Origin of the sequence: uncultured Microbulbifer sp., from assembly GCF_913055755.1 — a bacterium.
GTDB lineage: Bacteria > Pseudomonadota > Gammaproteobacteria > Pseudomonadales > Cellvibrionaceae > Microbulbifer.
In genome coordinates, this window is the sequence record NZ_CAJXKH010000046.1 from 21039 (window position 1) to 30548 (window position 9510).

Consider the following 9510-nt stretch of genomic DNA (forward strand, 5'->3'; position numbering starts at 1 on the left):
TGATACTGCTGTTGTCGTTATGCGGAAACATCCGCCCATGTTATCACTGTTTGCCGGGGTGTTCGTGCGGCCGTCGCGCTATTGCGACAGCTGGTCGAGCACCTCGCTCACCTGCTGCAGGCGCTGTTCCGGGCCGCTTTCGTCCAGTGCAAAGCTCAGTTGGTTCGCGCCCTGCAGCTGGAAGGTGGTGGGGCGACTCTGGACCAGCTTGACCAGGGTCAGCGGGTCCACATTGGCCTTGTCGGCAAACTCGATGCGCCCGCGGCTGGCGGAAGCCTCCAGCTTGCGAATGCCCATTTTATTGGCATTGAGCTTGATTTCCGTGATCCGGAACAGGTGTTTGACCGGCTCGGGCAGCAGCCCGAAGCGGTCGATCATTTCCACCTGCAATTCCTTCAGTGCCGCCTTGTCTTCCGCGTTGGCAATGCGCTTGTACATGATCAGACGGCTGTGCACGTCCGGCAGGTAGTCTTCCGGAATCAGCGCCGGTACCCGCAGATTCACGTCCACCGCCGGGGATTCCAGCGGCTCGTCGATGTTGGGTGTGCGGCCCTCGCGGATCGCCTTCACCGCGTGGTCCAGCATCTCCATATACAGGTTGAAGCCGACGCTCTGGATCTGGCCGCTCTGTTCCTCCCCCAGCAGTTCGCCGGCGCCGCGGATTTCCAGGTCGTGGGTGGCCAGGGTAAAGCCCGCACCCAGGTCCTGGGCCTCGCTGATGGCCTCCAGGCGTTTGACCGCATCGGCGGTCATGGCGCGCTTGTTGGGTGTGAGCAGGTAGGCGTAGGCCTGGTGGTGGGAGCGGCCCACGCGCCCGCGCAACTGGTGCAGCTGGGCCAGGCCGAACTTGTCGGCGCGCTCGATCAGGATGGTATTGGCGCTGGGGATGTCGATGCCGGTTTCGATGATGGTGGTGCACACCAGCACATTGAAGCGCTTGTGGTAGAAGTCGCTCATCACCTGTTCCAGCTCGCGCTCGCGCATCTGGCCGTGGCCGACGCCGATGCGCGCCTCGGGCACCAGTTCCTGCAGCTCGCGGGCAATGCGCTCGATGCTTTTGACCTCGTTGTGCAGGAAGTACACCTGACCGCCGCGGAGGATCTCGCGCAGGATCGCTTCCTTGACCAGGGCGTCGTCGCGCTCGCGCACAAAGGTCTTTACCGACAGCCGTCGTGCCGGTGGGGTGGCGATCACCGACAGGTCGCGGATACCGGCCATGGCCATATTCAGGGTGCGCGGGATGGGCGTGGCGGTAAGATTGAGGATGTCCACCTCCGAGCGCAGGCTCTTCAGTTTCTCCTTCTGGCGCACACCGAAGCGGTGTTCCTCATCGATGATCAGCAGGCCGAGGTTTTTGAATTTCAGGTCGCTCTGCAACAATTTGTGGGTGCCGACGAGGATGTCCACCTTGCCATCGGCCACGCGCTCCTTGATGGCATCCACTTCCTTGCTGCTGCGGAAGCGGGAGATTACCTCGACGTTCACCGGCCAGTCGGCAAAGCGGTCCTGCAGGGTCTGGTAATGCTGCTGAGCGAGCAGGGTGGTGGGCACCAGCATGGCCACCTGTTTGCCACCGTGGGCGGCAACGAAGGCCGCGCGCATGGCGACCTCGGTCTTGCCGAAGCCCACGTCGCCGCACACCAGGCGGTCCATGGGCTTGTCGGACAGCATGTCCGCCACCACCGCCTCGATGGTCTGCTGCTGGTCCGGGGTTTCCTCGAACGGGAAGCCGGCGGCGAATTCCCGGTAGGCGAGCCCCGGATTGCCGAACGCGTGGCCTACCCGCGCCTCGCGGCGGGCGTAAATATCCAGCAGTTCAGCGGCGGCGTCGCGCACCTTTTCCGCCGCCTTGCGCTTGGCTTTCTGCCAGGCTTCGCTGCCCAGTTTGTGCAGCGGGGCGAGCTCCTCATCGGCACCGGAGTAGCGGCTGATCAGGTGCAGGCTGGCCACCGGCACATACAGTTTGGCGCCGTCGCCGTATTCCAGGGTCAGGAATTCCGCCTGCTGGCCGTCGATCTCCAGGCTCTGCAGGCCCTTGTAGCGGCCCACGCCGTGGTCGATGTGAACCACCGGGGCGCCGATGCGCAGTTCCGCCAGGTTCTTGACCGCGTTGTCCGCATCTTCCTTGGCCTTGCGCCGCCGGCGCTGCTGCAGCACCCGCTCGCCAAACAGTTGCGGCTCGGCGATCAGGTTGACCGCGGGATCCTCGAGCACCAGCCCCTGGTCGATGGGGGCGACGGTGATGCCGAACTGTTCGTCGCCGGCGACAAAATCGCTCCAGCAGTCGAAGGTCCTGGGGGACAGGCGGATGCCGTTCAGCAGTTCCAGCAGGGCCTCGCGGCGGCCGCCGCTCTCCGCACAGAAGAGGACCCGGCCGGGGTAGTCCATCAGGTAGGCTTCCAGCGCACCGAGGGGCTGCTCGGATTGCCCGTTCACCGGCAGGCTGGGGGGCGGTGTGGTGGCGAAGTTGTAGTTGCCCTCGGCTTCCGGCAGGGATTCGTTGGAAAAGAATGCCCGCGGCCGGGTCTTCAGCGCGCTGTAGAACTCGTCGATATTCAACAGCACCTGGCGCGGCTCCAGGATCGGGCGGGCGAGGTCACCGCGGCGGCTCTGGTAGCGGTTTTCGGTCTCCCGCCAGAAAGACTCCACTGGCTGCTGGATATCCCCCTGGATGAACACCGGGCTTGCGTCCGGCAGGTAGTCGAACAGGCTGGCGCACTGCTCGAAAAACAGTGGCAGGTAATATTCGATACCCGCGGGTGCGATGCCGGCGCTGATGTCCTGGTAGATCGAAACCGGGCCCGGGTCCACCTCAAACTGCTCGTGCCAGCGCTCCAGGAATTTCGCCAGTCCCGGCTTGTGCATGGGGAATTCCCGGGCGGGCAGCATGTGGATCTGGTCCACCCGGTCGACGGTGCGCTGGTCCTCCGGGTCGAAGGTGCGCAGGGACTCGATTTCGTCGTCGAACAGGTCGATGCGGTAGGGCAGGGTGCTGCCCATAGGGTAGATGTCCATCAGCGAACCGCGCACGGCGAATTCCCCGTGCTCGTACACCGTGTCCACGCAGTGGTAACCGGCCTGTTCCAGTAATTTGCGCTGGGCGTCGAGGTCGAACTTCTGGCCCTCCTTCAGGATCAGCGCGTTGCCGGCAATATAGTCCTTCGGCGCCAGGCGGTGGAGCAGGGTGCTGATCGGCACGATAACCACGCCGCTGCCCATCTGCGGCAACCGGTACAGGGTGGCCAGGCGGTCGGAAATAATGTCCTGGTGGGGCGAAAAGGTGTCGTAGGGGAGGATTTCCCAATCCGGAAACTGGATGATTTCCAGTGCGCCGCCGGCAGCCTCTCCGGGAGTCGTTTTCCCGCCCGCCGGAGCATTCTGTTCTCCGGTGCTATCTCGCCGCGACTTGTTAAAAAATTTCAGCTGCACCTCTAATTGGTGGGCTTCCTGGCTGTTGCGGGCGATCAGTAGGGTGGGCGCGGCCGAGGCTCTGGCAGCATTCAGGATGGCCAGGGCGGCGCTGGCGCCGTGCAGTTGGCCCCAGAACTGGCGGTCATTCCGGGCGCGGAACGCGGGGGGAGACAAAGGGGGGAAGTGACTCATGTTTCCTTATAATTCCGTACTTTTTGTCCGCCGGGAGTGCGGGGGAGCGCTATTGTAGCGATGATCTGCTGTCGCTGCAGGCAGGGTAAAAAATTCCCGCTTGCAGGGTGCTTCGCCGGGGGTGGCTTTCCCGCTTGGGAGCCACTGTATCGGGCGGGAAAAAATGTAGTTTAACTACAGTTTTTTGGCTGTTTTTCGTGCGGTTGCGCGCCTATGGGGTAATCCACATAATGCGCTGCCACACGGCCCGGCAGCCTGTTTTTTAGGCGCTACAGTCGTGTATCCGGAACTACTTTTTTCACTTTGCAGAGGTGTCTGACCGTGACTCAGAAGCGACCGAAGCCCGCTGACTTTTTCAAGGACTGGAAGGAGCGCGAAGCGCTGGCGGAATCCATGATTCCGATGATTGGCAAGCTCAACCGGGAGCGCAACGTCGGCATTTATATGTACGGCCAAAACCTGGTGAACCGTTCTGTCCTGAGCATCATGAAGGCACACCGCTTCGTGCGTCAGGTGGAAGAGAACGAGCTGTCTGAATTCGAGACCTTCCCGGTGCTGGAAGCCATCTGCAAGCTCGAACTGGGCCCGGTACATATCGACCTAGGTACCCTGACCAACAAATACATGCGCGACCAGCGCGGCCTCACCGTCGATGATTTCGTGCGCGAAGAACTGACGGATGCAGAGGGTGCCGGTACGCCGCTGCCGCAGCCGAAGGATGTGGTGATCTACGGTTTCGGCCGAATCGGTCGCCTGGTGGCGCGCCTGCTCATCGAGAAGGCGGGCAGTGGTGACGTGCTGCGCCTGCGCGCCATCGTGCTGCGCAAGGGCAAGGCCGACAACGACCTGGTCAAGCGCGCCTCCCTGCTGCGTCGCGACTCCGTACACGGCGCCTTCCACGGCACCATCCGCGTGGACGAGGAAAGCGGCTCCCTGATCTGCAACGGCAATGAAGTGAAGGTGATCTACGCCAACTCCCCGCAGGAAGTGGACTACACCCAGCACGGCATCAACGATGCGCTGATCGTGGACAGCACCGGTGTATGGCGTGACGAGGAAGGCCTGGCCCGGCACCTGGAGTGTAAGGGCGCGTCCAAGGTGCTGCTGACCGCACCGGGCAAGGGCGACCTGAAGAACATCGTTTACGGTATCAACAACGGCGACATCCAGCCGGAAGACAAGATCCTGTCTGCCGCCTCCTGTACCACCAATGCGATCGTGCCGGTACTGAAGGCGATGATGGACAAGTACGGCGTGGAACACGGTCACGTGGAAACCGTTCACGCCTACACCAACGACCAGAACCTGATCGACAACTACCACAAGGGTGAGCGTCGCGGTCGCGCGGCAGCGCTGAACATGGTGCTGACCGAGACCGGTGCCGCAAAGGCGGTAGCCAAGGCGCTGCCCGAGCTGAAGGGCAAGCTGACCGGTAACGCCATCCGCGTACCGACGCCGAACGTGTCCATGGCGATCCTGAACCTCAACCTGGGGCAGGAAACCACCAAGGACGAGCTGAACGAGTATATGCGCGAGGTGGCTCTGCACTCACCGCTGCGCCAGCAGATCGACTACACCAACTCCCCGGAAGTGGTGTCCAGCGACTTTGTCGGCTCCCGTCGCGCCTGTGTGTTCGACTCCATTGCCACCATTGTCGATGGCAAGAATGCGGTGCTGTACTGCTGGTACGACAACGAATTCGGCTACAGCTGCCAGGTGGTGCGCTGCCTGGAAGATATGGCTGGCGTCCGCTACAAGCTTTTCCCGAAGAAAGACTGATAGGGCGCCAGGCCCACGTGCGGGGCGGGCAGTGCCCGTCCCGTATGCTACTTCCCCTAAAGTTGTTGTTTTTTCAGCAAAATTTTCCCTCTCTTGGCCGCTTTTGGCCCTATTCACTCTGGTAAACAACCTGTCCCATCCTTATAATGCGCGCGATTTTGCGGGGCCGCCGTGCGCCGGGAAAATATATGCGCAAAGACTGCGGGTTGCGGAGGCAATAGCGGGGTTTTGCGCGTCCCGGGGGCATGCAACTTCCTTTATATAAGAGTGGAGCCATATCGTAGCGTCTATTATTTGATCGCTACCCTCCGGCGAGCCATGGCCTAAGCCCCCGCTACGGGTTTCTCCTTTTCATTTTTAGCGTTTTCTAAACCTAGAAATTTTTAAACCTACCAACTTAGAACTTAGGCATAGGCGTATGAGAAAGATCCGTCGGGGATTGGATTTACCCATATCCGGCGCGCCCGAGCAGGTCATCCATGATGGCCAGGCTGCCAAGACTGTCGCGGTGATTGGTCCCGATTACAACGGGATGAAGCCGACGATGGCAGTGGCAGAAGGGGATAGCGTCAAACTCGGACAGCTGCTGTTCACCGATAAGAAAACCGAAGGCGTGCGCTACACCGCACCGGCCGCCGGCCGCGTAGTTGCCATCAATCGCGGCGCCCGCCGCGTGCTGCAATCCGTGGTGATTGAGGTCGAGGGCGACGAAGCCGAACAGTTTGCCAGCTACAGCGCTGACCAGCTGGCCAGCCTGACCGCTGAGCAGGTACGGGTTAACCTGGTGGAGTCCGGTCTGTGGACCGCGCTGCGCACCCGCCCGTACAGCAAGGTGCCGGCCCTGGATGCCCAGCCTTCCGCGCTGTTCATCAACGCCATGGACACCAACCCGCTGGCAGCGAACCCTGCGGTGATCATCGCCGAGCAGCGCGACGCCTTTGTCCAGGGTGTTGAAATCCTGGCCAAGCTGGCAGAGAAGACCTTTGTCTGCACCGCGCCGGACGCCGATATTCCGGTACCCAGCGCCGCCTCCGTACAGCGCGAAGCCTTCGCCGGCCCGCACCCCGCTGGCCTGTCCGGTACCCACATCCACTTCCTGCACCCGGTCAAGCCCGGCCGCCAGGTGTGGACCATCGGTTACCAGGACGTGATTGCCGTCGGCAAGCTGTTTGAAACCGGCAAACTGTTCACCGACCGCGTGATTGCCCTCGGTGGTTCCCAGGTTTCCGCGCCGCGCCTGATCCGCACCCGCCTGGGTGCCGACCTGAGCGCGCTGACCGCAGGCGAAACTACCGGTGATGACAACCGCGTGATTTCCGGTTCCGTATTCGGTGGCCGTACCGCAACGGGCCCGCTGGGCTACCTGGGTCGTTACCACAACCAGGTGACGGTGCTGGAAGAGGGCCGCGAGCGCCCGTTCCTGCACTACATGCGCGCCGGCAACAAGCGTTTCTCGATTCTGCCGGTCTACCTGTCGCGCCTGTTCAAAAACCGGCTCTTCAATTTCACCACCAGCACCAACGGTTCCGAGCGTGCGCTGATGCCCATCGGCACTTACGAGCGCGTGATGCCGCTGGACATCCTGCCGACCCAGCTGCTGCGTGCGCTGATCGTTGGCGATACCCAGGTTGCGCAGCAACTGGGTGCCCTGGAGCTGGATGAAGAAGACCTGGCACTGTGCACCTTCGTGTGCCCGGGCAAGTACGATTTCGGCCCCATTTTGCGGGACAACCTGACTCGCATTGAGAAGGAGGGTTAAGGATGTTGCGTAAACTACTCGACAACATGGAGCCGCATTTCCACAAGGGCGGTAAATACGAAAAGTGGTACGCGCTGTACGAGGCGATCGACACCGGTCTGTTCCAGCCGGCCGATCGCACCAAGTCCACCGCGCACGTGCGCGACGGTATCGACCTGAAGCGCATCATGATCACTGTGTGGGCCTGCGCCATGATCCCGATGTTCTACGGTATGTGGAACGTTGGCTTCCAGGCGAACACCATCATCGACGGCATGGCCAATCCGGAACTGACCGGCTGGCGTCACGCCATCATCGGTGCGCTGACCGGCTATGACGCCGGCAGCCTGTGGGACAACCTGGTCTACGGCGCCATGTACTTCCTGCCGATCTACGCGGTGACCTTCATCGTCGGCGGTATCTGGGAAGTGCTGTTCGCGGCGATCCGCGGCCACGAAGTCAACGAAGGTTTCTTCGTGACCTCCATTCTGTTCGCGCTGACCTGTCCGCCGGATCTGCCGCTGTGGATGGTGGCGATGGGTATCAGCTTCGGCGTGGTGATCGGTAAGGAAGTATTCGGTGGTACCGGTAAAAACTTCCTCAACCCGGCACTGACCGGCCGTGCCTTCCTGTTCTTTGCGTACCCGGCTTCCATGTCCGGCGACGCCGTGTGGACCGCGGTTGACGGTTACACCGGTGCCACCGCGCTGTCGGTACTGGCGAGCGACGGCATTCAGAACGGTGTGGCTGGCCAGCTGACCTGGATGGACGCCTTCTTCGGCAAGATGCAGGGCTCCATCGGTGAGACCTCCACCCTGGCCATGCTGATTGCCGGCGTGATCCTGATCGGCATGAAGATCGCCAGCTGGCGCATCGTTGCCGGCACCCTGCTGGGCATGATGGCCACTGCGACCCTGTTCAATTTTATCGGGTCCGACACCAACGAGATGTTCAATGTGCCCTGGTACTGGCACCTGGTAGTAGGCGGTTTCGCCTTCGGTCTGATCTTCATGACTACCGACCCGGTATCCGCTGCCATGACCGATGCCGGTCGCTGGTGGTACGGCATCCTCATCGGCGTGATGTGTGTCCTGATTCGCGTGGTGAACCCTGCCTTCCCGGAAGGCATGATGCTGGCGATCCTGTTCGCCAACCTGTTCGCGCCGCTGTTTGACCACTTCGTGGTGCAGTCCCATATCAAACGGAGGTTGGCACGTGGCTAATAAAGATTCTGTAAAAGGTACTCTGATTGTCGCCCTGGTGCTGTGTATCGTCTGCTCCGTGGTGGTTTCCACCGCGGCAGTGATGCTCAAGCCCAAGCAGGAAGCGAACGCCGAGCTGGACATGAAGAAAAACGTACTGCTGGCCGGCGGCCTGATCGATCCCGATCAGACCAGCCGCAAGGTCATCGAGGAGGCGTTTGGCAACGTCACCATCAAGTACGTGGACCTGAGCACTGGCAAGTTCACCGATGAAGCGCCGGCGGGCGGCACTGGCCGCGCTGCTGCCAAGATCGCCGATGCCAGCGAAAGGCTGCCTGCGGAGCAGGACACCGCCAAGATCATTCGCCGCGAAAACACCAAAGAGGTGTACGTGGTGGAGAAGAATGGCGAACTGCAGCGCATCATCCTGCCGGTTCGCGGCTACGGCCTGTGGGGCCAGCTGTACGGCTTCCTGGCACTGGAAAACGACCTCAAGACCGTTGCCGGCCTGGGCTTCTACGAACACAAGGAAACCCCGGGACTGGGTGGTGAAGTGGACAACCCCCGCTGGAAAGCCCAGTGGGAAGGTAAGGAAGTCTACGACGCTGACGGCAGTGTCGATATCGCCGTGATCAAGGGCAGTGTCGATCCCAACAGCGCCAACGCCAAGCATCAGGTAGATGGCCTGTCCGGTGCGACCCTGACCAGTAAAGGCGTCAACAACCTGATCAACTTCTGGCTGGGTAGCCAGGGTTATGGTCCCTTCCTGAAAAACCTGAAAGCAGGGGAGGCGTAAGTCATGAGTATGAAACTGAAAGACACTCTGCTGGAGCCGGTTTTCAACAATAACCCCATCGCGTTGCAGATCCTCGGTATCTGTTCCGCGCTGGCGGTAACCAGCTCGCTGCAGGTCACCCTGGTCATGTGTATCGCACTGACCACGGTAACCGCCTTCTCCAACATGGCGGTTTCCCTGATCCGCAACCAGATTCCGAACAGCATCCGGATCATCGTGCAGATGACCGTGATCGCCTCTCTGGTAATCGTGGTGGATCAGATCCTGAAAGCCTATGCCTACGACATCTCCAAGCAGCTGTCTGTATTCGTCGGCCTGATCATCACCAACTGTATCGTGATGGGCCGCGCGGAAGCCTTCGCCATGAAGCACGGTCCCAAGGACAGCTTCTT

The 9510-nt window shown here is 61.3% G+C and carries 6 protein-coding genes; 5 read left to right on the plus strand and 1 reads right to left on the minus strand.

Annotated features, from left to right (window positions below; all coding sequences use genetic code 11):
* Nucleotides 1–78 precede the first annotated feature (78 nt).
* The gene (gene mfd / locus QZ511_RS09495; RefSeq protein WP_295802005.1) at nt 79–3603 is read right to left on the minus strand and encodes a transcription-repair coupling factor; all 3525 of its coding nucleotides are present in this window, start codon (nt 3601–3603) and stop codon (nt 79–81) included.
* Nucleotides 3604–3918: 315 nt separating this feature from the next.
* Between mfd and QZ511_RS09500 the strand changes: the two genes are divergently transcribed.
* The 5 genes from QZ511_RS09500 to QZ511_RS09520 form a co-directional block, all read left to right on the plus strand.
* A complete protein-coding gene (locus tag QZ511_RS09500; RefSeq protein ID WP_295802015.1) occupies nt 3919–5382 on the plus strand; it encodes a glyceraldehyde-3-phosphate dehydrogenase in 1464 nt (487 codons plus the stop codon).
* 418 nt (nt 5383–5800) lie between these two features.
* Nucleotides 5801–7141 carry a Na(+)-translocating NADH-quinone reductase subunit A gene (locus tag QZ511_RS09505; protein ID WP_295802007.1) on the plus strand — a complete coding sequence of 447 codons (1341 nt, stop codon included), beginning with the start codon at nt 5801–5803 and terminating at the stop codon, nt 7139–7141.
* A 2-nt stretch (nt 7142–7143) separates the two neighbouring features.
* Nucleotides 7144–8343: an NADH:ubiquinone reductase (Na(+)-transporting) subunit B gene (locus QZ511_RS09510; protein ID WP_295802009.1), complete on the plus strand. Its 1200-nt coding sequence runs from the start codon at nt 7144–7146 to the stop codon at nt 8341–8343.
* Nucleotides 8336–9118, plus strand: coding sequence for a Na(+)-translocating NADH-quinone reductase subunit C (locus QZ511_RS09515; protein ID WP_295802012.1), 783 nt, complete (start codon nt 8336–8338; stop codon nt 9116–9118). Before QZ511_RS09510 ends, QZ511_RS09515 begins: the two co-directional genes overlap by 8 nt.
* A 9-nt stretch (nt 9119–9127) precedes the next feature.
* On the plus strand, nt 9128–9510 hold a 383-nt coding region (locus tag QZ511_RS09520), incomplete at its 3' end, for an Rnf-Nqr domain containing protein (RefSeq protein WP_295802017.1).

Bases quoted from the DNA above. Each gene is read 5' to 3' on its own strand.
- mfd (WP_295802005.1), bottom strand. From the start codon at position 3,603: ATGAGTCACTTCCCCCCTTTGTCTCCCCCCGCGTTCCGCGCCCGGAAT.
- QZ511_RS09505 (WP_295802007.1), top strand. From the start codon at position 5,801: ATGAGAAAGATCCGTCGGGGATTGGATTTACCCATATCCGGCGCGCCC.
- QZ511_RS09510 (WP_295802009.1), top strand. From the start codon at position 7,144: ATGTTGCGTAAACTACTCGACAACATGGAGCCGCATTTCCACAAGGGC.